We start from the raw sequence: 25,117 nt of genomic DNA on the forward strand, positions 1-25,117 counted from the left end.
CGCTCAGCCGCCGCGGCGGACCCGGAGCCGCTCGAGGGCCTCGGCCAGGAGCGCGTCCCCGTCGGCGTCGCTGCGCCGTTCGCGCACGTAGGCGAGGTGGGTCTTGTACGGCTCGATCCGCGGCGCCGCTGGCGGGGCCTCGCGGTCCTGACCGGCCGGCAGCCCGCACCGGGGGCAGTCCCAGAACTCGGGGACGTCGGCGTCGCTCGCCATCACCACTCGGGTCTCGTGCCCGTTGGCGCACCAGAACGGGATGCGCCGGCGTGGCACGGCCTCGCCGCGTTCGACCTCGCCCGTCGGACCCGCGCCGATCCGGCTGCCCCGGATCGCGTTCCCACCAGCCACGTGTGCCCCCTGATCGTCTGTCCGGGTCGCGGCAGAGCTGACGCCGCGCGGGAAGTCTAGGGCCTGCAACGCCCGTTCCCGGTCACGATTGCGCGCCGGTTCGCACGGCAGCGCGGGGGGTGGTACGGCTCAGCCGGCCTTGAGCAGGATGCCCAGGGCGACGATGCACACCGACCAGACGGCGGCGGTCAGCACGGTCAGACGGTTCAGGTTCTTCTCGACCACCGACGACCCCGACAGCGAGGAGGACACCGCGCCGCCGAACATCGACGACAGCCCGCCACCCTTGCCGCGGTGCAGCAGGATGAGCACGATGAGGATCAGGCTGCTGAGGACCAGCAGCACGTTGAGCACCAGCTCCATTGACCTCTCCGGAAAAGCTCGACGACCGGCGACGGACGCCAGCTCTCGTCCCGAGCCTAGCTGACGCCGGCCGTGGCGACGTCGTACCCGCTGTAGGGCCGCATCACCACACCGTTACGCAGCCGCTGTCCGGCGAGGAGCTGGATGCGGGTCTCCGCCAGCGGCACGTAGGCCCCGGTCGCCTGCGCCGCCGCGGCGACGGCGGCCCAGCCGTCGTCCCCGCCGGCCGGCGCCTGGTCCACGAGCGCGTCGATCGCGGGGTCGGCGAGCCGCGCGTAGTTGGTGTTGCCGACCCGGGCGATGCTGCGTCCGTCGACCAGGGGGACGAGGAACGACCCGGGCGTCGGGAAGTCCGCGGTCCGGGTCGCGAGCACGATGCCGTACCCGTTGTCCCGCACGCTGTCGGGGTTGCCGACGTCCGTGGCGTAGAAGGTGGCCGGGTCCAGCGGTCGGATCTCCACGTCGATGTCCACCTCGCCCAGCTGGGCGGCGACCTCCTCGGCCAGCTGGACGCTGCTCCTGGTGTCGGGGACGGCCAGCCGGGTCGTGAACCCGTCCGGCTGCCCGCAGCGCCCCAGGGCGGCCCGGGCCGCGTCCAGGTCCGGCCCGGCCTCGGTCTCGGCGGGGCCCCCGTCGAGCGCGCGCGGCCAGAGCCGCGAGCTGCGCACCGCGTCGACCGCCCCACCCAGCGCCGCCTGCACCGCTCGGCGGTCGATCGCCGCGGCCACCGCGGCGCGGCAGTCGGCGTCGTCCAGGGGGGCGACGTCGGTCGGCAGCGCCAGCAGCCGCACCGCGCCGGTGGTCACGTCGTCGACCCGGGCCAGCAGCGGGTCGTCATCGCCGGAGAGCCGGGCCGTGGTCGCGGGCTGGACCCCGGTGCCGGAGATGTCGAGGTCGGCGGAGCCGGCCAGCAGCGCCTGGTCGCGGGCCAGCCCGGACAGCCCGGTGCGCACCACGACGCTGTCGGGCAGGGCGGTGCGGACGTCGTCGGTGGCCGGGTCCCACTGCGGGTTGCGCTCGAGCAGGATGCCGGTCACCGGGTCGACGGTGGTGATCGCGTAGGGGCCGGACGACACCGGGTCGCGCCCGTAGTCCGCACGGGTGTCGGCCTCCACCGGGACCGGGCTGCTCGACGGCAACGCGAGCACGTACGGCAGCTCCGCGCGGGGGGAGCGCAGCCGGAAGACGATCGTCCGCTCGTCCGGCGTCTCGATCGCGGTCAGATCCGGGTCGTCCTCCTCCTTGGAGTACGGCCCCGGGTAGGGGTTGCCCGGGTCGTCGAGCAGATCGACGACGTAGGTGGGGCCGCCGACGATCACGTCCGACGCGAACGAGCGCTGGATGCCGTATTTGACGTCCTGCGCCGTGATCGGCCGCCCGTTCTCGAAGCGGACGCCCTCGCGGAGGGTGAAGGTCCAGCTGAGCCCGTCCTCGGAGACGGTGCCGAGGTCGGTGGCCAGGTCGGGGACCAGCTCCCCGGTCGCCCCGGGCTCGCTCGAGTAGGTGACCAGCGTGCGGGCGTAGAGCCGCATCAGGTTCCACACGCCCGGCAGGTAGGAGCGCTGCGGGTCGAGGCTGTCGATCTCGGGTGCGACGACGCGCAGCGTGCCACCGGCCTGGTCCGACGGCGATCGGATGCCCTCCACGGCCACGTCCGGGCCGTCGGCCAGCACCGGGACGTCGGCCCTGCCGCCGTCGCCCCCCAGAGAGCTGACCCCGAGCACCACGACGATCACCACGATCGCGATCGCCGCCAGGACCCGCCGTCGCGGCACGCCCCGGGCCCACTCGGGCAACCGGTCGGCGTACCGATCCAGCGTCTCCTGCACCACCTGCTGCCCGCCCCCATGCGTGTTCGGCCGGCGGCGGGCAGCAGGGCTCAGCTACCGCCGGCGGCGATCCGACAGATCTGCGCGAACTCGTCGGCGTCCAGGCTGGCACCACCGACGAGCGCACCGTCGACGTCCGGCCCGGCCAGGATCCCGGCCGTGTTCGCGGCCTTCACCGACCCGCCGTAGAGGATACGTACCGTGGCCGCGCTGTCACTCCCGAACCGCTCGGCGAGCCGTGCCCGGAGCGCCCCGCAGACCTCCTGGGCATCATCGGGGGTGGCGACCTCCCCGGTCCCGATCGCCCAGACCGGCTCGTAGGCGATCACCACGCCCGCGACCTGCTCGGCGGTGAGTCCGTCGAGCGCAGCGTCCAGCTGGCCGGTGCAGTGCGCGACGTGGGCGGCGGCCCGGCGGACCTCCAGCCCCTCCCCCACGCAGACGATCGGCACGATGCCGTGCCGCAGCGCCGCCTGCACCTTGCTGCCGACCACGGCGTCGTCCTCGGCGTGCAGCGCCCGGCGCTCCGAGTGCCCGACCACGACGTAGCCACAGGCCAGGGCGCTGAGCATCCCGCCGCTGACCTCGCCGGTGTAGGCGCCGGAGTCGTGGGCGGAGAGGTCCTGCGCGCCGTACCCGATCGCCAGCTTGTCCCCGGCGACGAGGGTCTGCACGCTGCGCAGCGCGGTGAACGGCGGGAGCACGACGACCTCGGCGGTGTCGAGCTCCTTCTCCTTGAGGGAGAACACGACCTTCTGGACCAGGCCGATGGCCTCCAGGTGGGTCATGTGCAGCTTCCAGTTACCCGCGATCAGCGGCCGGCGCCCGTCCCGGGACGGGGTGGTGCGGTCGGTCCGTGCCATGTCACTCCCCCGCTCGGGCGGTCAGCACCTCGAGGCCCGGGAGCTCGCGGCCCTCGAGGTACTCCAGCGACGCGCCGCCGCCGGTGCTGATGTGGCCGAAGGCGGCCTCGTCGAGCCCCAGCACGCGCACCGCGGCCGCCGAGTCACCACCGCCGACCACCGACAGCCCGTCGACGGCGGCGACCGCCTGGGCCACGCCCCGGGTACCCGCCTGGAAGGGCGCCAGCTCGAACACGCCCATCGGCCCGTTCCAGAAGACGGTGCGTGCGTCGCCGAGCGTGGTGCCGAACAGCTCCACGGTGCGGGGGCCGACGTCGAGCCCCATCTGGCCGTCCGGGATCTCCTCCACCCGCACGACGGTCGTCTCGGCGTCGGCGCTGAACTCGGGTGCGCAGACGACGTCGACCGGCAGCACGATGCGGTCGCCCGCATCGGCGAGCAGCCGCCGGCAGGTGTCGACCTGGTCGGCCTCGAGCAGCGAGTTGCCCACCCCGTGGCCCTGGGCCGCGAGGAAGGTGAAGCACATCCCGCCGCCGACCAGCAGCCGGTCGACCTTGGGCAGCAGCGCCTCGATCACCGCGAGCTTGTCGCTGACCTTGGAGCCGCCGAGCACGACCACGTAGGGGCGGTCGGGGTCGGTGGTCAGCCGGGTCAGGACGTCGAGCTCCTGGGCGACCAGCCGCCCGGCGACGTGCGGCAGCCGCTCCGCCACGTCGAACACGGAGGCGTGCCTGCGGTGCACCGCACCGAACGCGTCGTCGACGTAGACGTCGGCGAGCGCGGCGAACCGGTCGGCCAGCTCCCCGCGCTCGGCGTCGTCCTTGCTGGTCTCGGCGGCCTCGAAGCGGACGTTCTCCAGGAGGAGGACGTCGCCGTCGCCGAGGGCCCCGGCCTTGGCGCGCGCGTCGTCACCGGCGACGTCGGCGGCCAGCGGCACCGCCGTGCCCAGCAGCTCGCCCAGCCGCGCCGCCACCGGCGCGAGGGAGAACTGCGGGTCCGGCGTGCCCTTGGGCCGGCCGAGGTGCGCGGCCACGATCACCCGGGCGCCGGCGTCGCGGAGCGCCTGCAGGGTCGGCAGGCTGGCCCGGATCCGGCCGTCGTCCGTGATCGCGCGGGTCTGCTTGTCGAGCGGGACGTTCAGGTCGGCGCGCAGGAGCACGCGCCGACCCGAGACGCCTTCGGCGAGGAGGTCGTCGAGCGAGCGCATCAGAGGGACTTGCCCACCAGGGTGGTCAGGTCGACGAGGCGGTTGGAGTAGCCCCACTCGTTGTCGTACCAGCCGAGGACCTTCACCATCGGGCCGAAGACCTTGGTGAGCTTGGCGTCGTAGATGCACGACGACGGGTCGGTGACGATGTCCGACGAGACGATCGGCGCGTCGGTGTAGGTCAGGTACTTGCCGAGCGGACCCGCGGCAGCCTCGCGGTAGGCGGCGTCGATCTCGTCGGCGGAGGCCTCACGGGTCAGCTGGACGGTGAGGTCGGTGGCCGAGCCGGTGGGCACCGGGACGCGGATGGCGTAGCCGTCGAGCTTGCCCTTGAGCTCGGGCAGCACCAGGCCGATCGCCTTCGCCGCACCGGTCGAGGTGGGCACCATGTTGAGGGCGGCCGCGCGGGCGCGGCGCAGGTCCTTGTGCGGGCCGTCCTGCAGGTTCTGGTCGGCGGTGTAGGCGTGGATGGTCGTCATCAGCCCGCGCTCGATGCCGAACGCGTCGTTGAGGACCTTGGCCAGCGGGGCCAGGCAGTTGGTGGTGCAGGACGCGTTGCTGATGATCGTCTGCGAGCCGTCGTAGAGGTCGTCGTTGACGCCCATGACGATCGTGATGTCGTCGTCGGTGGCCGGCGCGGAGATGATGACCTTCTTCGCGCCACCGGCGTCGACGTGCTTGCGGGCGTCGGCGGCCTTGGTGAAGAAGCCGGTGGACTCCACGACGACGTCGACACCCAGGTCGCCCCACGGCAGGTTCGCGGGGTCGCGCTCGGAGAGGACCTTCATGGTCTTCCCGCCGATCTTGATGCCCTCGCCGTCGGCGGCGACGTCCTCGGCGAGCTTGCCCAGGATGCTGTCGTACTTCAGCAGGTGCGCCAGGGCCTCGGGGCTGGTCAGGTCGTTGACCGCCACGATCTCGATGTCCTGGCCGCTGGCCGCGGCGGCCCGCCAGAAGTTGCGGCCGATCCGGCCGAATCCGTTGATGCCTACCCGGACCGTCACTGCAGACCTCCCATAGGAACCGTCACGTTCGCCGGGCCGCGCAGACACGCGACCTCGCTCCGTAGACCCTATCGGTCGGGGTCTGCCGCGGCTCCGGTCGTCCCGGTCCGGAGGGTTGAGGGTCAGCTGCCCAGTGCCGGCTGCGACATCGCCGGGGCTGCCAGCGACACGTCGCGGAGGAGCGCACCGGAGGCCACGACCCGGTTCCGGCCGGTCGCCTTGGCGGTGTAGAGCGCCCGGTCGGCGGCCTCGAGCAGGGCTGCGGCGGTTCCCTCGTCGTCGGGGCACACGGCGACCCCGGCGCTGATGGTCACCCGGACCGCCTCCCCGTCGAGGAGGTGCACCGCCGCGGCGACGTCCCGGCGTATCTGCTCCGCCCGCGCCACGGCCTGCTCACGGCCGGCGCCGGGCAGGATGACCAGGAACTCCTCGCCGCCGAGGCGGACGGCGGTGTCACCGTCGCGGACGGCGGCCTGCAGCAGCCGGGCGACGGCGGTGAGGACCCGGTCGCCGGCCCCGTGCCCGAAGCGGTCGTTGACGGTCTTGAAGTGGTCGATGTCGACGGCCAGGACGGCCACCCGGCCGTCACGCGGCCGGCGGTCGAGATCGGCCGGGAGCACCTCGTCGAGGTGGCGGCGGTTGTGCAGTCCGGTGAGCGGGTCCCGGACGGCGTCCTCCGCGAGCTCGGCGCGCAACCGGTCGATCACGCGGACCTGCTCCGCCAGCTGGCGGTTCAGCGTCTCGACCGCCTCCTGCCGGGCCTGCTGCTCGCTCACGTCCCGCACCACCAGGATCCGGCCCAGCGAGCGGCCGCGGGAGTCGCCGACGGCGGTGTCCCGGATGTCGAGCCAGAGTCCCGGGGCGACCTCGGCCACGCGGCGGCCGTCCTGCCGCTCGATCTGCCCGAGGGCGGCGAGGGCCCGTTGGCCGGCGATCTCCGGCAATGGCCGGCCGATCAGCTCCCGGTCGCCGAGTTCCGGGCGCAGGCGGCGCAGCATGCGCCGGGCGGCCGGGTTGACGTCGATGAGCACCTCGTGGGGGTCCACGACGAGGACGGCGTCCGGAACGGTGTCGACGACCTGGTCGCGGGCGACCGGCACCAGGCGCAGCAGGCCCAGCCGCAGGAGCGCCCAGCAGTGGACCAGTCCGGTGGCGACGAAGAACAGGGGGGTCACGTCGACGCCCTGCCCGTCGAGCTGCGACACGACCGCCACGACGTTGCCCACGGTCGACACGACCGCCGCGCCGAGGAGGACGGCGATCTGGGAGCGGAAGACGCCGGCGGCGCTCCTCCACCGGCGCAGCAGGTGCAGGTAGGCTGCGCCGACGACGACGTACGAGTACAGGCTGTGGACGGCGAAGGCTGCTCCGAAGGTCACCCGCTCTCCAGCCGCCAGGTGACCTGCGATGACGAGGTCCCGGGTGGCCGGCAGGGCGGCCAGCACGACCATGACGACGGGCTCCACCGCCATCAGGGCGACCCCTCGCCGGGCCGGGCGCCACGAGGGGTCCGTGACGGTACGGGCGATGGCGTAGGTCCCGGCGACCACCACCCCGACCGCGGCCATGAGCACCGGCGGGTAGGCCCGGCGCACGAGTTCGGATCCGATTCCGAAGAGGAGCGCGTCGGCGCCCGACCAGGTCGCCACGCCGGCCATGGTGCCGGCGAACGCGATCGCCGCCGGCGTGCGGTCGCGGCGCCGCCAGGCCAGCACGCCGACCACGACCGCGATGACGGCTGCGCAGGCGAACAGCACCGCCCATCGCTGTGACGTCATGCCCGGCTCCTCGGTCGCCCGGCCGGGCGTCGGTCGCCGGCCGCTGCCCCGGAGATCGGACGCGACGCCATGTCCCTGGAGCCGCCGTTCCCCCCTCCGAGGGAGGCACGCCGGCCCGCCCACACCGAGGTCGACGACGTGCGGGTCCAGCGACGTGCAGAGAGCCGTGTCGAGCGACACGGCGGCTCCCCTAGGGGCCCGCCAGGAGTCTGCGAGCCGGTGAGGGGCGGGCGGTCCTCCTACTGCGTGAGCATGTCGTCGGTGACGACGGACTCCGTGTCGGGGATGCCGAGATCCTTGGCGCGCTTGTCGGCCATGGCCAGCAGCCGGCGGATCCGGCCCGCGACGGCGTCCTTGGTCATCGGCGGGTCGGCGCGCTGGCCGAGCTCCTCCAGCGACGCCTGACCGAACTCCAGCCGCAGCCGACCGGCCACCAGCAGGTGCTCCGGGGCGTCCTCACCGAGGATCTCCAGGGCGCGCTCGACCCGTGCACTGGCCGCGACGGCGGCGCGCGCGGACCGGCGGAGGTTGGCGTCGTCGAAGTTGGCCAGGCGGTTGGCCGTGGCGCGGACCTCGCGCCGCATCCGCCGCTCCTCCCAGGCCAGCACCGCGTCGTGGGCGCCCATCTTCGTGAGCAGCGCGCTGATCGCGTCGCCGTCCCGCACGACCACCCGGTCGGCACCGCGCACCTCGCGGGCCTTGGCGGCGATGCCGAGCCGGCGCGCGGCGCCGACGAGGGCCATGGCGGCCTCCGGCCCCGGGCAGGTCACCTCGAGCGAGGAGGAGCGGCCGGGCTCGGTCAGCGAGCCGTGGGCGAGGAACGCCCCCCGCCAGGCGGCCTCGGCGTCGCTGAGGCTGCCGGAGACGACGGCCGGAGGCAGCCCGCGGACGGGCCGTCCGCGCTGGTCGACCAGGCCGGTCTGCCGCGCGAGGCCCTCGCCGTGCTTGGCGATGCGGACCAGGTAGCGGACGCCACGCCGGATGTTGCCGCCGGCGAGCACGCTGACCCCGCTGGTGTAGCCGTAGACCTCGCTGATGTCGCGGCGCAGCCGCCGGGCGACCGACCCGGTGTCCAGCTCGGCCTCGATGACCACCCGGCCGCCGACGATGTGCAGGCCCCCGGAGAACCGCAGCAGGGCGGTCACCTCGGCCTTGCGCTCGGAGGTCTTCGTGCACTCCACTCGGGAGAGCTCGTCCTTCACCATGGCCGTCATCGCCATGCAGTCCACCCCCACGTCACCCCGGGGTATTCCGCCCCCGCACCTCGGGTCAGCGTCATCTACGCCGTCCCCTTTCCCCCTCGTGCCGGCCGGACGGCCGAACACCCCGGTACCCGATCCGACACCTCTGCTCGCTCATCGCACCCCGACCGCGGCGGCCAGCGCCGCGGACAGGCGCACGGGGTCGTGCCGCGGCGCACCGTCCGGCTCGGCGACCGGGGCGAGCAGGAGCTCGGCACCGCACCCGCGGACCGCGTCCAGAAGACCACGGCGGTCAACCACCGATTCCACCTCCGCGATCACGGCGTGCAACGCCACTCCGCCCAGATGCGCCTGCAGCACGGACACATGCTCCTCCGGGGAGAAACCGTCCGTCTCACCGGGCTGCGGTTCGAGGTTGAGCACCACGACCACGCGCGCCTGTGAATCGGCCAGCGCCGTGCGGAGCTGGGGCACGAGCAGGTGCGGGAGCACGGAGGTGTACCAGGAGCCCGGGCCGAGCGAGACGACGTCGGCGGCCGCGATCGCCTCCAGCACGGCGGGGTGCACGACCGGATCGGCCGGCGACACCCGGATCTCCCGCACCCGGCCCGGGGTCGCGGCGATGGCCACCTGACCGCGGATGGTCCGCACCCGGGCCGGGTCGTCGCGGTCGGTCGTCTCCACCCGGGCGACCAGGTCCAGTGGCTCGTCGGCCATGGGCAGCACCCGCCCGCACGCGCCGACGAGCTCCCCGAGCTCGTCCAGGGCCCGGACGGTGTCGCCGCCGTGCATCTCGGCCAGCCCGGTGAGCAGCAGGTTCCCGACCGGGTGCCCGGCGAGCACGCCGGTGCCCCCGAAGCGGTGCTGGAAGAGGGCGGCGAGGGTGCGGTCGCGGTCACCGTCCCCGGCCAGCGCCGCGAGGGCCATCCGCAGGTCGCCGGGCGGCAGCACCGGCATCTCCCGCCGGATCCGCCCGGAGGAGCCGCCGTCGTCGGCGACCGTCACGACCGCGGTCAGCTGCGGGGTGATGCGGCGCCAGGCCGCCAGGGCCGCGGCGAGCCCGTGCCCACCGCCGAACGCCACCACCCGGGGAGTCCCCCCCGGACCCACCGTTCCGCCCACTACTCGCGGCCCAGGTCGCGGTGCCGGGCGACGGCGGCGACGCCCTCGGCGCTCAGCCGCCGGGCGAACTCCTCGGTGATCGCCACGCTGCGGTGCTTCCCGCCCGTGCAGCCCACCGCCAGGGTCAGGTACCGCTTGCCCTCCCGCCGGTAGCCGGGCACGAGCAGCCGCAGCACCTCGGTGTAGCGGTCCAGGAAGTCGGCGGCGCCCTCCTGCCCGAGCACGTAGTCGCGGACGTCGGCGTCGCGGCCGGTGTGCTCCTGGAGCTCCGGGACCCAGTGCGGGTTGGGCAGGAACCGGGCGTCGACGACGAGGTCGGCGTCGAGCGGGAGCCCGTACTTGAACCCGAAGCTCATCACCGTGGCGGTGAGCGGCGGGGTGCTCCCGCCGCGGGCGAAGGCGTTCTCCAGCGTCGCCCGCAACTGGTGCACGTTCAGGTCGCTGGTGTCCACCCACAGGTCGGCCTCGCCGGCGATCCCGGTGAGCAGCGCCCGCTCGGCGGTGATCCCGTCGATGAGCGTCCCGTTGCCCTGGAGCGGGTGCTCCCGGCGGTTGGATTCGTAGCGGCGCACCAGCACCTCGTCCCGGGCGTGCACGTAGACCACGCGCGGGCGGTGCCCGGCCTCGGAGAGGACCCGGATCGCCTCCTGGAGGTCGCTGGAGAACGCCCGGCTACGCACGTCGACGACCGCGGCGAACCGCCGCAGATCGCCCCGTGCCCCGAGCTGCACCATCGGCAGCAGCAGGGCCGGCGGCAGGTTGTCGACCACGAACCAGCCGAGGTCCTCCATCACCCGTCCGGCGCTGTTCTTGCCCGCCCCGGACAAGCCGGTGACCACCACGACCTCCAGCGGCGGCGTCTCCGTGCTGGCCGGGTCGAGGGCCGGGGGGCGCTCGTTCTGCGGCCCTGCACCGGCCACGTCGGCTTCGGCCGTCACGAGGCCACCCGCCCGGCCTCGGCGGCGTCCCCGGCGCCCGGACGGTTGCTCCCCGGTTGCGCCGGCCCCTGCGGCGCGAGCGCGGACTCCTCCGCCACCGGTGGGCCGGTCGCGGGGCCGGGCACCGGTTCGGCGACCGCCATCTGCACCGCCTCCGCCGTCCGCCGGCCGATGCCGGGCACCGTCATGAGGTCCTCCACCGTCGCTGCGCGCAGCCGCTTGAGCGAGCCGAACTGCTTCATCAGTGCCTTCCGTCGCGCGTCCCCGAGGCCGGGGACGTCGTCCAGCAGGGAGACCAGCATGCCGGTGGACCGCTTCTGCCGGTGGTAGGTGATCGCGAAGCGGTGGGCCTCGTCGCGCACCCGCTGCAGCAGGTACAGCGCCTCCGAGGTGCGCGGCAGGATCACGGGGTCGCTCTCCCCCGGCAGCCACACCTCCTCCATGCGCTTGGCGAGACCGCAGACGGCGACGTCGACCACGCCCAGCTCGTCGAGCGCCCGGGCCGCCGCGGCGACCTGCGGGGCGCCGCCGTCGACGACGAGCAGGTTGGGCGGGTAGGCGAACCGGCGCGGCCGCCCCTCCTCCGCGGCGATGCCCTGCTCGTCCCGGCGGTCGGCCTCGTCCTTGAGGTGCCGGGCGAACCGGCGGCGCACCACCTCCGCCATGGCGGCGGTGTCGTCGGTTCCTTCCGTGACGGAGAACCTGCGGTAGTCGGACTTCTTCGCGAGGCCGTCCTCGAAGACCACCATGGACGCCACCACGTTCGTGCCCTGCACGTGGCTGATGTCCATGCACTCGATCCGCAGCGGCGCGTCGGGGAGCTCCAGCGCCTCCTGCAGCTCCGCGAGCGCCAGCGAGCGCGCGGTGAGGTCGCTGGACCGTTTCACCCGGTGCCGGGCGAACGCCTCCTTCGCGTTGCGCTCCACGGTCTCCATGAGGCTGCGCTTGTCACCGCGCTGCGGCACGCGGAGGGAGACCCGGCCACCCCGCAGCTCCTCCAGCAGCTCGACGTAGACGTCGGCGTCGTCGGGCAGCTCGGGGACCAGCACCTCGCGGGGCACCGCCTCGCCGGCCTCCCCCGTCCCGGTCTGCTCGTCGACGCCGCCGTAGACCTGCAGGAGGAACTGCTCCACCAGCTCCCCGGTGGTGACCTCCTCGACCTTGTCGATGATCCAGCCGCGCTGGCCACGGACCCGCCCGCCGCGGACGTGGAAGACCTGGACGGCGGCCTCCAGGTCGTCCTGCGCGAAGGCGACGACGTCGGCGTCGGTGCCGTCGCCGAGGACCACGGCCTGCTTCTCCATCGCGCGCTTGAGGGCGCCGATGTCGTCGCGCAGCCGGGCGGCCTTCTCGTACTCCATCGCCTCGGCGGCCGCGGCCATCTCCCGCTCGAGCCGCTTGATCATCGAGTCGGTGCGCCCGGCCATGAAGTCGCAGAAGTCGTCGACGATCTCCCGGTGCTCCTCGGCGCTCACCCGGCCGACGCACGGCGCGGCGCACTTGCCGATGTAGCCGAGCAGGCAGGGCCGGCCGATCTGCCCCGCGCGCTTGAAGACGCCGGTGGAGCAGGTCCGGGCCGGGAAGACACGGGTGAGGGTGTCGAGGGTCTCGCGGATCGCCCAGGCGTGGGCGTAGGGGCCGAAGTAGCGGACGCCCTTCTTCTTGGGCCCGCGCATGACCTGCAGCCGCGGGTACTCCTCGTTCAGCGTCACGGCCAGCGACGGGTAGCTCTTGTCGTCGCGGTAGCGGACGTTGAACCGCGGGTCGAACTCCTTGATCCAGTTGTACTCGAGCTGGAGGGCCTCGACCTCGGTGCCGACGACGGTCCACTCGACGCTCGACGCCGTCGTCACCATCTGGCGGGTGCGGGGATGCAGGCCGGCGACGTCGGCGAAGTAGCTGTTCAACCGCTGCCGCAGGCTCTTGGCCTTGCCGACGTAGACGACCCGGCCGTGGGGATCGCGGAACCTGTAGACCCCGGGGCTCTCGGGGATCGAGCCGACCGCCGGGCGGTACGTGGACGGATCGGCCATGCCTCCACACTAGGTCGCGGGACCGACGGTCCGTCAGGTGACGGGACCCGTCCGTCCCACTCGCCCCAGGGGTCGCGCGCGGACGCCGCGGACAGCGCGCACCGCCGATCCCGCGCCCGGCGGTCGCCGGGCGCGGTCGGCCGACGGCGCGGGGCCGGGCCGGACGGTCAGCCCACCGGCCGGGACCGCCGCATGGCGGCCGGCGCGTGGGCGGCGGCCGCGGCGCCGAGACGCTGCGCGAGACGGATGCATCGCGCGGTCAGCACCAGTCCGGACACGAGCGCCACGCCTCCGGACAGCACGACGACGGCGCCGGGCGCCGTGCCGCCCGTGGCCAGGGAGACGGAGGCCGCGAGGACCGCGAGCAGGATCACGGTCGACCGCACGCCGGGGCCGCCACCGGTGTACGGCCCGTCGACCGGGGAGCCGCAGTTGGACAGGTCGGGGTCGCAGTCGGGCGTCAGCGCACTCATCGCTGTCCTCCTCCGAGGGACTCCGCCACGGCGCCCCGGAGGGGCACTGTCGTGACGTCGGTCACACGGACCATACGGGCCGGTCCGGCGGCGGATCAAGTCCTGCGGCATCCCGGGGGACGACACCGGCCCGCGTCGCCGGGAGCGGAGCGCGGGCCGGATGCCCCCAGGGCGGGCGGCGGAGGCTCAGCCGGCCTTCTTGCGGGCCCGCTTCTTCACCGGCCCGGAGGCCGCCGCCGCGGCGATCGCGTCGGCGTCCAGCAGCGGCACGAGGTACCGGCCGGTGTGGCTCTCCGGCACCGAGGCGAGGAACTCCGGCGAGCCCTCCGCCACCAGGGTGCCGCCGCGGAAACCGCCCTCGGGGCCCATGTCGATGAGCCAGTCGGCGCTCTTGATGACGTCCAGGTTGTGCTCGATGACGATGACCGAGTTGCCCTTGTCGACCAGGCCCTGCAGGACCAGCAGCAGCTTCCGGATGTCCTCGAAGTGCAGCCCGGTGGTCGGCTCGTCGAGGACGTAGATGCTGCGGCCGTTGGACCGCTTCTGCAGTTCGCTGGCCAGCTTGACCCGCTGCGCCTCACCGCCGGAGAGAGTGGTGGCCGGCTGCCCCAGCCGCACGTAGCCCAGCCCCACCTCGGTGAGGGTGCGCAGGTAGCGCGCGATCGCCGGGATGGCGGCGAAGAAGTCCGCGGCCTCCTCGATCGGCATGTCGAGGACCTCGGCCACCGTCTTGCCCTTGTAGTGCACCTCGAGGGTCTCCCGGTTGAACCGGGCGCCCTTGCAGACCTCGCAGGGGACGTAGACGTCCGGCAGGAAGTTCATCTCGATCTTCAGCGTGCCGTCGCCCGAGCACGCCTCGCAGCGGCCGCCCTTCACGTTGAAGGAGAACCGCCCCGGCAGGTAGCCGCGGACCTTCGCCTCCGACGTCTGGGCGAAGAGCTTGCGGACGTGGTCCCAGACCCCGGTGTAGGTGGCCGGGTTCGACCGCGGGGTGCGGCCGATCGGTGACTGGTCGACGTGCACGACCTTGTCCAGGTGCTCCAGCCCGGTGATCGTGCGGTGCCGGCCCGGGACCATGCGCGCCCGGTTGAGCTCGTTGGCCAGGACGGTGTAGAGGATGTCGTTGACCAGGCTGGACTTGCCCGACCCGGAGACGCCGGTGACCGCGACGAGGCAGCCGAGCGGGAAGGTGACGTCGACGCCGCGCAGGTTGTTCTCGCGGGCGCCCTTCACCACCAGTTCGCGTCCCGGCTCCGGCACACGCCGCTTCTCCGGGACGGAGATCGCCATCCGGCCCGACAGGTAGGCGCCGGTGATGGACCGCTCACTGGCCAGCAGGTCCTCGACCGTGCCGCTGACCACGACCTCGCCGCCGTGCTCACCGGCACCCGGCCCGATGTCGACGACCCAGTCGGCGGTCTTGATGGTGTCCTCGTCGTGCTCGACGACGATCAGCGTGTTGCCCATGTCGCGCAGCCGCACGAGGGTCTCGATCAGCCGGCTGTTGTCCCGCTGGTGCAGGCCGATGGACGGCTCGTCCAGCACGTACAGGACACCGACCAGCCCCGACCCGATCTGGGTGGCCAGCCGGATCCGCTGCGCCTCGCCGCCGGCGAGGGTGGCCGCCGGCCGGTCCAGCGACAGGTAGTCCAGGCCGACGTCGACCAGGAAGGACAGCCGGGCCTGGATCTCGCGGAGGACGCGGTCGGCGATCGCCTTCTCCCGCTCCCCCAGCTCCAGCGCGCCCAGCCACTGCGCCGCCTCGCCGATCGACAGGTTGGTCACCTCGGCGATCGACCGGTCGCTGAGCTTGACCGCGAGGATCTCCGGCTTCAGCCGGGTGCCGTGGCAGACGGGACAGGGCACGTCGCGCATGTAGCCCTCGTACTTGTCCTTCATGAACTCGCTGTCGGTGTCCTCGTGGCGGCGCTCGAGGAAGGGCAGCACACCCTCGAAGGCGGCGTAGTAGCTGCGCTCGCGGCCGTAGCGGTTCTTGTAGCGGACGTGCACCTGGTCGGGCGAGCCGTGGAGGATCGCCTTCTGCACCTTCGCCGGCAGCCGCTCCCACGGGTCGTCCATCGAGAAGCCGATCTGCTGCGACAGACCGGTGAGCAGCCGGGTGAAGTACTCGTTGCTCATCGAGCTGGCCCAGGGTGCGACGGCGCCCTGGGCGAGGCTCTTGCCCGGGTCGGGCACGACGAGCTCCGGGTCGACCTCCTTGCGGGTGCCGATGCCGGTGCACTCCGGGCAGGCGCCGAAGGGCGAGTTGAACGAGAACGAGCGGGGCTCCAGCGCCTCGAACGACAGCCCGTCGTCGACGCAGGCCAGGTGCTCGGAGAAGGTGCGCTCGCGCTCGGGGTCGTCGTCGGGGAGGTCGACGAAGTCGAGGACCACCAGTCCGCCGGCCAGGCCGAGCGCGGTCTCGATCGAATCGGTGAGCCGGCGCTTGGCGCTCTCCTTGACGGTGAGCCGGTCGACGATCACCTCGATCGTGTGCTTCTCCTGCTTCTTGAGCGTCGGCGGCTCGGTGAGCGGGTGCACGGTGCCGTCGACGCGCACGCGGGAGAAGCCCTGGGTCTGCAGCGAGCTGAACAGGTCGACGTACTCGCCCTTGCGCGCGCGGACGACGGGGGCCAGCACCTGGAACCGGGTGCCCTCCGCCATCGCGAGCACCTGGTCGACGATCTGCTGCGGGGTCTGCCGGGCGATCGGCTTGCCGCAGTTGGGGCAGTGCGGCTGCCCGGCGCGGGCGTACAGCAGCCGCAGGTAGTCGTAGACCTCGGTGATCGTGCCGACGGTCGACCGCGGGTTCCGGTTGGTCGACTTCTGGTCGATCGAGACGGCGGGCGAGAGGCCCTCGATGAAGTCGACGTCGGGCTTGTCCATCTGCCCGAGGAACTGCCGGGCGTAGGCCGACAGCGACTCGACGTACCGGCGCTGCCCCTCGGCGAAGATCGTGTCGAAGGCGAGGCTGGACTTCCCCGAGCCCGACAGCCCCGTGAAGACGATGAGCGCGTCACGGGGGAGGTCGATGTGGACGTCCTTGAGGTTGTGCTCTCGGGCGCCGCGGACGACGAGCCGGTCCATGTGATCCCTGTCGGTCGCTGGGGTTGGGTGTCGCGGTTGGTGCGCTGGCGTGCCGCCGTCGGGCGCCGACCGCGGGCCACCCGGTGCAACGCCGGTGGTCCCCGTGGTCGTCCGCCGGTGGCTGTGAGCTGCGTCCGGCCGTGCGGCGGCCGGACTACGCGGCCGGGGCCGCCGGGGACGTCGGGTCGAACACCGGCGCGTACCGGCGCCACGGCCGCCGGGCCTCCAGCTCGCCGGCGATCCAGAGTAGGCGCGCTTCGGCGCCGGGGGGGCCGACGAACTGGACCGGGACCGGCGGCCCGCCGGGCCGGGTGCCGGCGGGGAGGACGGTGGCGGGGATGCCGGCCAGGTTCCACGCCCCGGTGAACGGCGCCCAGCGGGCGTTGGCGGTGAGGTTGGCCAGGAACGACCGCTCGTGCCAGGGCCGGGCCGGCAGCGGCGGCCCGGTGGTGACCGGGGTGAGCAGCAGGTCGACGTCGTCGAAGAACCGCACCATCCGCTCCCGGAACCGCTCCTGGGTGCGCGGCCGCACGAGCCCGAGGCGCCGCACCAGCCGGCCCATGCGGGCGTGGGTGCGGCTGCGGGGCTGCAGCCGGCTGCGGTCGATGCCCAGGTACGCCGCGTCGTCCTCCGCCCCGGCCATCCAGCGCACGACGGCGCCCGCGGCGGCGCCGGGGGTGATCGGGGGCGTGCGTGGGACGACCGTGTGCCCGGCCGCGCGCAGCTCGGCCACCACCGCGTCGATCGCTGCGCGGATGGGCTCGTCCCCGCCGACGCCGGGGAGCGGTGACCGGGTGCTGACCGCGATGCGCAGCGGGCGGCCCGGATCCGCCGGGGGGCCGGGCTGCTCCCCCGCCAGCACGGCGTGCACGACCGCGAGATCGGCCACCGTGGTGGCGAGCGCCCCGTTCACCGCCATGCCCGACCAGTCGTCGGCCCCGATGCCGCCGGGGACGACCCCGGTGCCGGGCTTGAGCGTGACCAGGCCGCAGGCGGCCGCGGGCAGCCGGAGCGAGCCCATGCCGTCGTTGCCGTGGGCGATCGGGACGGACCCGGAGGCCACCGCGGCCGCGCTGCCGCCGGAGCTGCCGGCCGGCGAGAGAGCGGTGTCCCAGGGATTCCGGGTGACCGTGCCGGGGCCGTCCGTGGCGGCGTAGAGGCACAGCTCGGGCGCCCGGGTGATGCCGACGACGACCGCGCCGGCCTTGCGCAGCCGGGTGACCACGTCGTGGTCCCTGCGCGCGGGGGCGGCGTCCTCGCGCGCCGGCGAGCCGTCGGTGCAGACCTCCCCCGCCACGGCCACGTTGTCCTTGATCGCCACCGGGACGCCGGCCAGCGGCAGGGCGAAGCGGGTGAGGCTGGCGTCGACCGCCGCGGCCTCGGCCAGCGCCGCCTCGCGGCGGACCACCCGGAAGGCGCCGACCCGGGCGTCGACGGCCTCGATGTGGTCGAGGTGCGCGCGGACCACCTCGACCGCCGTCAGCTCCCCGGCCCGCACCCGCGCCGCGATCTCCGTGGCCGGGAGCCCCACGATCCGGGTACCGGGGCCGCCGCCGTTCCCGGCACCGCCCTGAGCCGTGCCGACACCTCCGCTAGCGTCCATGCCAGGACCGTAACGGCGGCCGCCGACACTTTCCGAACGGAGTCCGGATGAGCACCCCGACCTACACCGGCGACGTCCAGGTCGGCGGCCCCGCCGACGTGCGGGAGCTGCCCGGCCTCACCATCAGCAAGGTCGCGGTCAGCGAGATGGCCAACAACGCCTACCTGCTGCGCTGCACGACGACCGGCGAGGCGCTGCTGGTCGACGCGGCCGCGGAGCCCGACGTCCTCCGGGCGCTCATCGGCGACGCCGACCTGCGCACCGTCGTCACCACCCACGGCCACTGGGACCACCACCGCGCGCTGCCCGACGTCGTCCGGGAGACCGGGGCGGCCACCGTGGCCCACCCCGAGGACGCCGCCGCCCTGCCGGTGCCGGTGCAGCGCCCCGTCGAGCACGGGGATCCGGTGACCGTCGGCGACCAGACGCTCGAGGTGGTGCACCTGCGCGGGCACACGCCGGGCAGCATCGCGCTGGTCTGGCGCGGCCCGGCGGACGCCGGGGTGCACGTCTTCACCGGCGACAGCCTCTTCCCCGGCGGCGTGGGCAGGACCTGGTCGGCGGAGGACTTCGCCAGCCTGATCGACGACGTCGAGCAGCGCCTGTTCGGCGCCCTCCCCGACGAGACGTGGGTCTACCCGGGGCACGGCAAGGACACCACCATCGGCGCCGAGCGCCCGCATCTGGCGCAGTGGCGCGCCCGCGGCTGGTGAGCCGCCTCGTCACTCCTCGTCGAAGAGCTCGACCACCTCGTCGGCCGTGCCGGGAAGGTGCAGCGGCAGGACCGAGACCGTCCACTCCGGCCGCCGCTCGTCGACGCCGAGCGCGAGGTCCCAGGCGGCCCGGGGCGTGAGCGGGCCGAAGCACGCGTCCTCGCCGTCCTCCCCCAGGTCCACCTCGACCAGCCACTGGTCCGAGAGGTCGGCGGCGAGCTCGGAGAAGTCGGCAGGGGTGTCCTCGTCGGGCTCGGGGGTGTCCAGCCGGACCGGGTAGATGAGCGCCATCCTCCGCACGCTAGGCCCTGCGGGCCCCGGAGACACCTCGATGCGTCGCGGGAGGACGTCGGCGCGCCGGTGCGTAGGTTCCAGGGCGTGACGACAGCACCCGGGCACGACGGCCGGTCCATGCGGGAGCGGATGCTGGCCGGGGAGCTCTACCTCGCCGACGACCCCGAGCTCGGGGAGCTCAGCTCCCGGGCGCTCGACCTCGTCGCCGCGTACAACGCGACGTCGGTGCGGCAGGCGTCGCTCCGGCGGGACCTGCTGGCCGAGCTGCTCGGATCGGTCGGCGAGGACACCGAGATCCGCCCTCCGCTGCGGGTCGACTACGGCCGGCACCTCAGCATCGGTGCCCGCTGCTTCGCGAACTTCGGCCTGGTCGCCCTCGACGTCGCCCCCATCACCATCGGCGACGACGTGCAGATCGGGCCGAACGTCCAGCTGCTCACGCCCACCCACCCGGTGGCGGCCGAGCCGCGGCGGCAGAAGTGGGAGGCGGCGCGGCCGATCGTCATCGGCGACAACGTGTGGCTGGGCGGCGGCGCCATCGTGCTGGCCGGGGTCACGATCGGCGCGAACACCGTCGTCGGCGCGGGGGCGGTCGTCACCCGCGACCTGCCGGCCGACGTCGTCGCCGTCGGCAACCCGGCGCGCGCCGTCCGCCGCCTGGACGAGCCCCGGTAGCCGGCGAGCCGTCGTCGGCGTCCCCGGGGACGCCGACGACGGCTCGGTGATCAGTCGACGGGACCGGGCCGGCGGTGGCGCGGCCGGGTCGGCCGCGCCACCACCAGCGATCAGTCCTCGATGTCGTGCCCGTGCACGTGGTCGTGCGCGAGGCCGCCGCCGCCGGCGGCCTCCTTGAACGTGCCCTCCTCGCCGGCCGGCGCCGGCAGCCGGAACGCCGGGCCGGGGACCTTCTTGCCCGGCACGCCGTTCACCGGCTCCGTCGAGTAGGCGTACGTGAGCATGGCGAACGCGATGAGATCGCTGTTCACCTCGAGCGCGTCCAGGGCGAGGTTGTCGATCTGGTCGCAGGCCTGGTGGTAGCACGGGTCGAACTGCTCACCCGCGGTGCCGCCCCAGATGGCCACCTGCTCCTCGGTCTTCCGGACCTCCGCGCCGGTGAAGAGACCACCGGAGGGGATGCCGGCGTTGATGAACGCCTGGTAGTCGCTCCGGCCGGAGTACTCGGCATCGTCGTAGGGCACGCCGACCTTGGTGTAGAACGACTCGTAGAGGTCCTCGATCGCGGTGGAGCCCGCGGGGATCGGCACCGGCGCCTCCCAGGTGGACTCGTCCGAGTCGTAGACCATCTGGACGTAGTTCGGCGAGCCCACCATGTCGTAGTTCATGTAGAGCGCGATCCGGTCCACCTCCGCCTGCGACAGGCCCTCGACGTAGTCGGCGGATCCGACCAGGCCCTGCTCCTCGGCCGCCCACCAGGCGAACCGCAGCGTGTTCTCCGGGTTGAGCTTGCGCATGGTCAGCGCCGCCTCCAGGAGCGCCGCGGACCCGGAGCCGTTGTCGTTGATGCCCGGCCCGACCTCGACGCTGTCCAGGTGCGCGCCGGCCATGACGACGTTGTCAGGGTTCCTGCCCGGCAGCTCCGCGATGACGTTGTGGTCCTCGCGGATCTCGGCGGGGATCACCTCGATGAACGCGGTGGCGCCATCGGCGGCGAGCGCCACACCCTGGTCGAAGCTCGCGCCGACCACGGGGATGCCGTGCTGGACCGTGCTGCCGTCCCCGAGGGTCGCCGCGTTGGCGACGATGAGCTCCATCCGGTCGGGGCCGTTGCCCTGGTTGAAGATGACCACCGCCTCGGCGCCGGCGTCCTCGGCGTTGACCACCTTGTTCCCGAAGTTGCAGGCCCCGCGCTGGACGAGCGCGATGTCGGCGGGGCCGCTCAGGTCCAGCCCGGCGAAGTCGGCGGCCTCGCACCCGCTGGTCGAGGTGGCCGGGTCCGTGAGCGCGAGGTCGACGGGGACAACCGCGCCCTCGACCGTGCCGGACCCGCTGCCGGTGAAGACGCCGGTCTCGTACTCGGCCTGGACAGTCCTCAGCTGCCGCAGCACCGCGGGGAAGTTGAACGTGACGTCGACCGGGTCGAGCGTGACCCGGTAGCCGGCGTCCCGGAGCAGGCCCGCGACGTACTCGACGCTGTCGTCGTAGCCGTCCGTGCCCGCCGCCCGGCTGCCCGGGTAGACGGGGTCGTCGCTGTTCTCGGCGATCTTCTGGAAGGCGCGCTGGTGCTCCATGACGCCCTCGAGGGTCACGCACTCCAGCAGCTTGGCGTAGGTGTTGTTGTTCCGGTTCTCGCAGGCGTTCCCTGGCGCGGCGGTGGCCGCGGTGACAGGCAGCGCCAGGGCGACCAGCAGTCCGCTGCTGCCCAGGGCGATGGTTCGAGCCGCCGTCCGTCGTGCGGACGCGGTCCGTGGTTGGCTCACGCTCGGTCCCTTCGATCGGTCACCGGCGGCGGGGACCACCGCCGGGGCGCCGACACCGTTGTCGGCACCGGGACCTTGGCCCCTTCGAGGGGCGGTTGCATAGAGGTGATGTGGCGACACGCACCGACAGGACCGCTGCTCCGGCCGGTGGTCATCGGGGGCCGCGCTCGACGGACAGCGGGCTGACCTGCGCATTCGCGCGTGGCCCAGGTCACGACACGCCGCAGGCTCGGAAAGACTCAGCGTGAGACGAGGTCACCGTCGGTGACCTGCGGGGGCGGCAGCCAGCGCCCCCACCAGCGCAGCAGGTGCTCGAGCCGGGCGAGCCGGTGCCTCGGCCGTCCCGTGCGCGCCAGCTCGTGCCCCTCGCCGGGGAAGAGCAGCAGCTCGGCCGGCACTCCATGCCGCACGAGCTCCACGTACAACCGCTCGCCCTCCCGGGCTGGCACCCGCGCGTCCTCCTCGCCGTGGATGACCAGCGTCGGCGCCGCGCTGCGCCCCGGCCAGGCCGGCGGGCTCTGCGCAGCCGGCCGCTCGGAGGCGGTCCCCGTGCCGTCGTCGGCCACGCACCAACCCGTGCCGGCGGAGTCGATCAGGCCTCCCGGGTCGGTGATCGCCGCGTCCAGAACCGCCGCCGCGAACCGGTCGGTCCGGCCGAGCAGCAGAGCCGCCAGGTATCCCCCGGAGGAGCTGCCCGCGATCCCGATCCGCTCGCCGTCGAGCGCCGGATCCAGCAGCGCGGCGTCGAGGAACGTGAGGACGTCGTCGACGTCGGGGCCGCCGAGCTCCCCGGGGCCGGCCCGGCCGTGGTCGGGCCCGTGGCCGGAGGAGCCCCGGGGATCGCACCGGACCACCGCGTACCCGGCCGAGACGTACACCTGCGTGTCGACCGACAGCGCCCAGCCCGGCTGCCGGACCGGCCCGCCCGGCAGCACGAGCAGGACCGGGTGCGGCCCGGGCCCCGGCGGTGTCGTCACCCAGCCGTGCACCGGTCGGCCGTCAGGCGCGGTCGCCGTCCGCTCCGAGGTGCGGTGCAGCCGCCCGGTCGCGCCGAGCTCCCGGCCGAAGCCGGTGAGCAGCCGCCGCCCGCCGGGTGTCAGGGCCACCAGCTCCCCCGCGGATCGGTCGTGGCCGACGGTAGCGACGACGACGCCGGCGGCCGCGGCGACGCCGCGCACCGTGAAGGGGCCGTCGATCAGCGTCTCGGGCGCCCCGCCCTCCACGGGGACGCGGAGCAGCTCGACCGCCCCCCGTCGTTCGACGCCGGCCAACGCCGCCCCGTCGGCGAGCACGGGCGCGGTGACGGCACCGCCGCGGCGCTCGGCCGGGTCGAGCAGCGGCTGCAGCGCCCCGCCGGCGACGGCCACCCGGCAGGGCACGGCCTGCCACCCGACGACGTCCGGCCCGTCCGGGCCCCGGTCGGGAACGGCGGTGACCACCATCGCCGTGCCGTCGGCGGTGTACGCGGGGAGAGCGCAGTCCGCGCGGGACCCGGTGACCCGGCGCAGCCCCGAGCCGTCGGGCGCGACGGCGTGGACGTCGCGCACCGGATCGCGGTCGGCGCCGTCGTGCCGGGCGGACACGAAGGCCAGCTCGGCACCGTCCGGGCGCCAGGCCACGTCGGCGCAGTCGGCCTCGCCGGTGGTGACCTGCACCGGCGCCGGCGGCGGCACGGTGTCGTCGGCGAAGTCGGCCGGCAGGTCGATGACGAAGACCTGGCTGGGCCGGTCGCGCACGAAGCCGACCCCGTCGAGCCGGTACCTCAGCGTCGTGATCAGCCGCGGCGGCTCGGCGGCCGGGTCCACGCCGGCCACGGTGCCGTAGCGGCCGTGCTCGGGCACCCGCGCGACGTAGGCGAGGCGGCGCGAGTCCGGCGACCACACCGGCGCACCGGCACCCAGGTGGTGGTCGGTCAGCCGCCTGGGCGCCCCGCCCGCGGCGGGCAGCACGTGGATCTGGGCGCGACGGCCCGGCTCCGCCCCGAGGTACGCCAGCCAGCGCCCGTCCGGGGAGAAGACCGGATCGGTGTCGTGCCGGCCGGAGGTCAGGGGCCGGGCCGGTGCGGAGCCGTCGGTGGGCACCGCCCAGAGCTGGCTGCGGTGGTCGTCCGCGTCCGGATCGGGCCAGCCGACGGCGACGACGGCGATCCGCCCGTCGGGCGACAGGGTCGGCGTCCCCGGCGTGCGCAGGAGCGCGAGGTCGGTCGGCCGCATGCCGGCGACGCTAGCCGAGGGCTCGTCCGCCCCCCGCTCCCGTCCGGAGGCGGGCGGCGCCGGCCGGCTCGGCGGCCGGGACGTCGACGGATCGGAGCCGCCCGCGGTGGCGTCACCGCGGGCGGCTCCGGCCCGGACTCAGTCCCTCGAGTGGTCGTCCCGGGACGTCACGGGGGCGTTCCTCGGGTCCGGCGGGCCTTCCCCGCGCCCGGGGTTGTCGATCCCGTCGTGGCTCGCCGGAGCGGCCACGTTGCGCCCGGTCCGGTCGGCGCCCGGATCGCCGGCACCGGTCGGGCTGGTGTAGCCCTGCTCCCGGTCGCGCTTGTTCTTGGCCAGGCTGGCGACGGTGGTGATCAGCAGGGTCACCAGGATGACCGTCAGGGACAGCCAGGTCGGGATCTCCGGGATCACCGTGATGTGCTCACCACCGTTGAGGAACGGCAGCTCGTTGGTGTGCAGCGCGTGGATGAGCAGCTTGATGCCGATGAAGCCGAGGATGACGGCCAGGCCGTAGGCCAGGTAGACCAGCCGGTCCAGCAGGCCGTCGATGAGGAAGAACAGCTGGCGCAGGCCGAGGAGGGCGAAGGCGTTGGCCGTGAAGACGAGGTACGTCTCCTGGGTCAGTCCGAAGATCGCCGGGATGGAGTCGACGGCGAACAGGATGTCGGCGCTGCCGATGGCCACCAGCGCGATCGCCAGCGGGGTGATGTAGCGCTTCCCCTTGATCTTGGTCGTCATGCGGTCGCCGTGGTAGTCGTCCGTCGTCGGCACCGCCTTGCGGGTGAGCCGGAGGAAGAAGTTCTCCTTGAACTCCTCCTCTTCGTTGTGCCCGCCGCTGCGCGCCTGCGCCCAGGCCGTGTAGATCAGGAACCCGCCGAAGATGTAGAAGACCCAGCTGAAGTTCTCGATCGCTGCGGCGCCGATGAAGATGAAGATCGTGCGGAGCACCAGCGCGAAGGCGATGCCGAACAGCAGCACCTTCTGCTGCAGTACCCGAGGCACCGCGAAGCTGGCCATGATCAGGACGAAGACGAACAGGTTGTCGACCGAGAGGCTCTTCTCGGTGATGTAGCCGGCGAAGTACTCCCCGCCGAACGTGCCGCCGTAGAAGAAGAGGATCAGCAGCCCGAAGAGGACGGCGATCCCGACGTAGATGGCCGACCAGGTGGCCGACTCCTTGAGGGTCGGCGCATGCGGGGTGCGCACGTGGCCGTAGAAGTCGAAGACCAGCATGCCGACGATGGCGCCGACCGTGAGAGCCCACACCCAGAAGGGCACGTCCATTGCAGAAGACCTCCGGTATCACTGCCGACGTCCGGCACCGGAGGTCTCTCCCGCCGCCGGCCAGGGCCGGCGACCGGCAGCACCGGAGGCCATGGGACCTCGTGATGACGACGCTGCCGCGGGGGATACTCCCCTCCACCGTGCGACCCCGTCGCCGCGCAGGCGTCACCGGATGCGAGCGCCGGGGTTCTGGCGCACACCGTACCCCGGCGCCGCGGGAACCACCGCCGGAGCGTCCCGTCGCCCCGGCGCGCCGCCCCGGTCGTCCGCTCCGGTCGCACCCGGCCCGGCCCGACCGGCACCTCGCCCGAGCGGGTCACCCCCGGGC

Annotated in this window: 20 protein-coding genes; 2 read left to right on the plus strand and 18 right to left on the minus strand. The window is 73.8% G+C overall.

All coding sequences use genetic code 11. The features are described from left to right. Positions 1-3: 3 nt before the first annotated feature. From ABDB74_RS12745 to ABDB74_RS12810, 14 genes are all read right to left on the minus strand, one after another. Positions 4-345 carry an RNA polymerase-binding protein RbpA gene (locus ABDB74_RS12745; RefSeq protein WP_346618962.1) on the minus strand — a complete coding sequence of 114 codons (342 nt, stop codon included), beginning with the start codon at positions 343-345 and terminating at the stop codon, positions 4-6. Positions 346-474: 129 nt separating this feature from the next. Beyond that, entirely contained in the window at positions 475-708 is a 234-nt protein-coding gene (gene secG, locus ABDB74_RS12750) for a preprotein translocase subunit SecG (protein WP_346618963.1), read from the minus strand. A 56-nt stretch (positions 709-764) separates the two neighbouring features. Then, the gene (locus ABDB74_RS12755) at positions 765-2,537 is read right to left on the minus strand and encodes an ABC transporter substrate-binding protein (protein WP_346618964.1); all 1,773 of its coding nucleotides are present in this window, start codon (positions 2,535-2,537) and stop codon (positions 765-767) included. A gap of 50 nt (positions 2,538-2,587) precedes the next feature. Beyond that, on the minus strand, positions 2,588-3,400 hold the full coding sequence (gene tpiA / locus ABDB74_RS12760) for a triose-phosphate isomerase (protein ID WP_346618966.1): 813 nt from the start codon (positions 3,398-3,400) through the stop codon (positions 2,588-2,590). Position 3,401: 1 nt separating this feature from the next. Beyond that, entirely contained in the window at positions 3,402-4,607 is a 1,206-nt protein-coding gene (locus ABDB74_RS12765) for a phosphoglycerate kinase (protein ID WP_346618967.1), read from the minus strand. Continuing rightward, positions 4,607-5,611, minus strand: a complete 1,005-nt coding sequence (gene gap, locus ABDB74_RS12770; RefSeq protein WP_346618969.1) for a type I glyceraldehyde-3-phosphate dehydrogenase — start codon at positions 5,609-5,611, stop codon at positions 4,607-4,609. Before gap ends, ABDB74_RS12765 begins: the two co-directional genes overlap by 1 nt. 122 nt (positions 5,612-5,733) lie before the next feature. Continuing rightward, entirely contained in the window at positions 5,734-7,389 is a 1,656-nt protein-coding gene (locus tag ABDB74_RS12775; protein ID WP_346618970.1) for a diguanylate cyclase, read from the minus strand. Positions 7,390-7,628: 239 nt separating this feature from the next. Then, on the minus strand, positions 7,629-8,609 hold the full coding sequence (whiA, locus tag ABDB74_RS12780; RefSeq protein ID WP_346618972.1) for a DNA-binding protein WhiA: 981 nt from the start codon (positions 8,607-8,609) through the stop codon (positions 7,629-7,631). Between the two features lie 135 nt (positions 8,610-8,744). Then, positions 8,745-9,677 carry a uridine diphosphate-N-acetylglucosamine-binding protein YvcK gene (gene yvcK, locus ABDB74_RS12785; RefSeq protein ID WP_346618973.1) on the minus strand — a complete coding sequence of 311 codons (933 nt, stop codon included), beginning with the start codon at positions 9,675-9,677 and terminating at the stop codon, positions 8,745-8,747. A 35-nt stretch (positions 9,678-9,712) separates the two neighbouring features. Next, positions 9,713-10,651, minus strand: coding sequence for an RNase adapter RapZ (gene rapZ / locus ABDB74_RS12790; RefSeq protein WP_346618974.1), 939 nt, complete (start codon positions 10,649-10,651; stop codon positions 9,713-9,715). Then, positions 10,648-12,684: an excinuclease ABC subunit UvrC gene (uvrC, locus tag ABDB74_RS12795; RefSeq protein ID WP_346618975.1), complete on the minus strand. Its 2,037-nt coding sequence runs from the start codon at positions 12,682-12,684 to the stop codon at positions 10,648-10,650. Before uvrC ends, rapZ begins: the two co-directional genes overlap by 4 nt. 167 nt (positions 12,685-12,851) lie before the next feature. After that, a complete protein-coding gene (locus ABDB74_RS12800) occupies positions 12,852-13,157 on the minus strand; it encodes a hypothetical protein (protein WP_346618976.1) in 306 nt (101 codons plus the stop codon). A 186-nt stretch (positions 13,158-13,343) separates the two neighbouring features. Continuing rightward, positions 13,344-16,244 (minus strand): excinuclease ABC subunit UvrA, encoded by a 2,901-nt coding sequence (gene uvrA / locus ABDB74_RS12805; RefSeq protein ID WP_346618978.1) that lies wholly within the window; start codon positions 16,242-16,244, stop codon positions 13,344-13,346. A 154-nt stretch (positions 16,245-16,398) separates the two neighbouring features. Further along, positions 16,399-17,847 (minus strand): amidase, encoded by a 1,449-nt coding sequence (locus ABDB74_RS12810; protein ID WP_346618979.1) that lies wholly within the window; start codon positions 17,845-17,847, stop codon positions 16,399-16,401. A 47-nt stretch (positions 17,848-17,894) separates the two neighbouring features. Here ABDB74_RS12810 and ABDB74_RS12815 point away from each other — a divergent pair, with 47 nt between their 5' ends. Further along, positions 17,895-18,560 (plus strand): MBL fold metallo-hydrolase, encoded by a 666-nt coding sequence (locus ABDB74_RS12815; protein ID WP_346618981.1) that lies wholly within the window; start codon positions 17,895-17,897, stop codon positions 18,558-18,560. Between the two features lie 9 nt (positions 18,561-18,569). Here the strand turns inward: ABDB74_RS12815 and ABDB74_RS12820 are convergent, their stop codons facing one another. After that, positions 18,570-18,851 (minus strand): hypothetical protein, encoded by a 282-nt coding sequence (locus tag ABDB74_RS12820; RefSeq protein WP_346618983.1) that lies wholly within the window; start codon positions 18,849-18,851, stop codon positions 18,570-18,572. An 87-nt stretch (positions 18,852-18,938) separates the two neighbouring features. Here ABDB74_RS12820 and ABDB74_RS12825 point away from each other — a divergent pair, with 87 nt between their 5' ends. Continuing rightward, complete coding sequence (locus tag ABDB74_RS12825) at positions 18,939-19,529, plus strand: sugar O-acetyltransferase (protein ID WP_346618984.1); 591 nt, start codon at positions 18,939-18,941, stop codon at positions 19,527-19,529. Positions 19,530-19,639: 110 nt separating this feature from the next. Here the strand turns inward: ABDB74_RS12825 and ABDB74_RS12830 are convergent, their stop codons facing one another. From ABDB74_RS12830 to ABDB74_RS12840, 3 genes are all read right to left on the minus strand, one after another. After that, the gene (locus ABDB74_RS12830; RefSeq protein ID WP_346618986.1) at positions 19,640-21,292 is read right to left on the minus strand and encodes a M20/M25/M40 family metallo-hydrolase; all 1,653 of its coding nucleotides are present in this window, start codon (positions 21,290-21,292) and stop codon (positions 19,640-19,642) included. A 239-nt stretch (positions 21,293-21,531) separates the two neighbouring features. Continuing rightward, on the minus strand, positions 21,532-23,505 hold the full coding sequence (locus ABDB74_RS12835) for a prolyl oligopeptidase family serine peptidase (RefSeq protein WP_346618988.1): 1,974 nt from the start codon (positions 23,503-23,505) through the stop codon (positions 21,532-21,534). Between the two features lie 138 nt (positions 23,506-23,643). After that, on the minus strand, positions 23,644-24,789 hold the full coding sequence (locus ABDB74_RS12840) for a TerC family protein (RefSeq protein WP_346618989.1): 1,146 nt from the start codon (positions 24,787-24,789) through the stop codon (positions 23,644-23,646). Positions 24,790-25,117 lie beyond the last annotated feature (328 nt).

The organism is Blastococcus sp. HT6-4, from assembly GCF_039679125.1.
GTDB classification, from domain to species: domain Bacteria; phylum Actinomycetota; class Actinomycetes; order Mycobacteriales; family Geodermatophilaceae; genus Blastococcus; species Blastococcus montanus.

Coding starts and splice junctions, on each gene's coding strand:
- secG (WP_346618963.1), bottom strand. CDS start 708: ATGGAGCTGGTGCTCAACGTGCTGCTGGTCCTCAGCAGCCTGATCCTC.
- tpiA (WP_346618966.1), bottom strand. CDS start 3,400: ATGGCACGGACCGACCGCACCACCCCGTCCCGGGACGGGCGCCGGCCG.
- ABDB74_RS12765 (WP_346618967.1), bottom strand. CDS start 4,607: ATGCGCTCGCTCGACGACCTCCTCGCCGAAGGCGTCTCGGGTCGGCGC.
- ABDB74_RS12775 (WP_346618970.1), bottom strand. CDS start 7,389: ATGACGTCACAGCGATGGGCGGTGCTGTTCGCCTGCGCAGCCGTCATC.
- whiA (WP_346618972.1), bottom strand. CDS start 8,609: ATGGCGATGACGGCCATGGTGAAGGACGAGCTCTCCCGAGTGGAGTGC.
- uvrC (WP_346618975.1), bottom strand. CDS start 12,684: ATGGCCGATCCGTCCACGTACCGCCCGGCGGTCGGCTCGATCCCCGAG.
- ABDB74_RS12800 (WP_346618976.1), bottom strand. CDS start 13,157: ATGAGTGCGCTGACGCCCGACTGCGACCCCGACCTGTCCAACTGCGGC.
- uvrA (WP_346618978.1), bottom strand. CDS start 16,244: ATGGACCGGCTCGTCGTCCGCGGCGCCCGAGAGCACAACCTCAAGGAC.
- ABDB74_RS12810 (WP_346618979.1), bottom strand. CDS start 17,847: ATGGACGCTAGCGGAGGTGTCGGCACGGCTCAGGGCGGTGCCGGGAAC.
- ABDB74_RS12815 (WP_346618981.1), top strand. CDS start 17,895: ATGAGCACCCCGACCTACACCGGCGACGTCCAGGTCGGCGGCCCCGCC.
- ABDB74_RS12820 (WP_346618983.1), bottom strand. CDS start 18,851: ATGGCGCTCATCTACCCGGTCCGGCTGGACACCCCCGAGCCCGACGAG.
- ABDB74_RS12835 (WP_346618988.1), bottom strand. CDS start 23,505: ATGCGGCCGACCGACCTCGCGCTCCTGCGCACGCCGGGGACGCCGACC.
- ABDB74_RS12840 (WP_346618989.1), bottom strand. CDS start 24,789: ATGGACGTGCCCTTCTGGGTGTGGGCTCTCACGGTCGGCGCCATCGTC.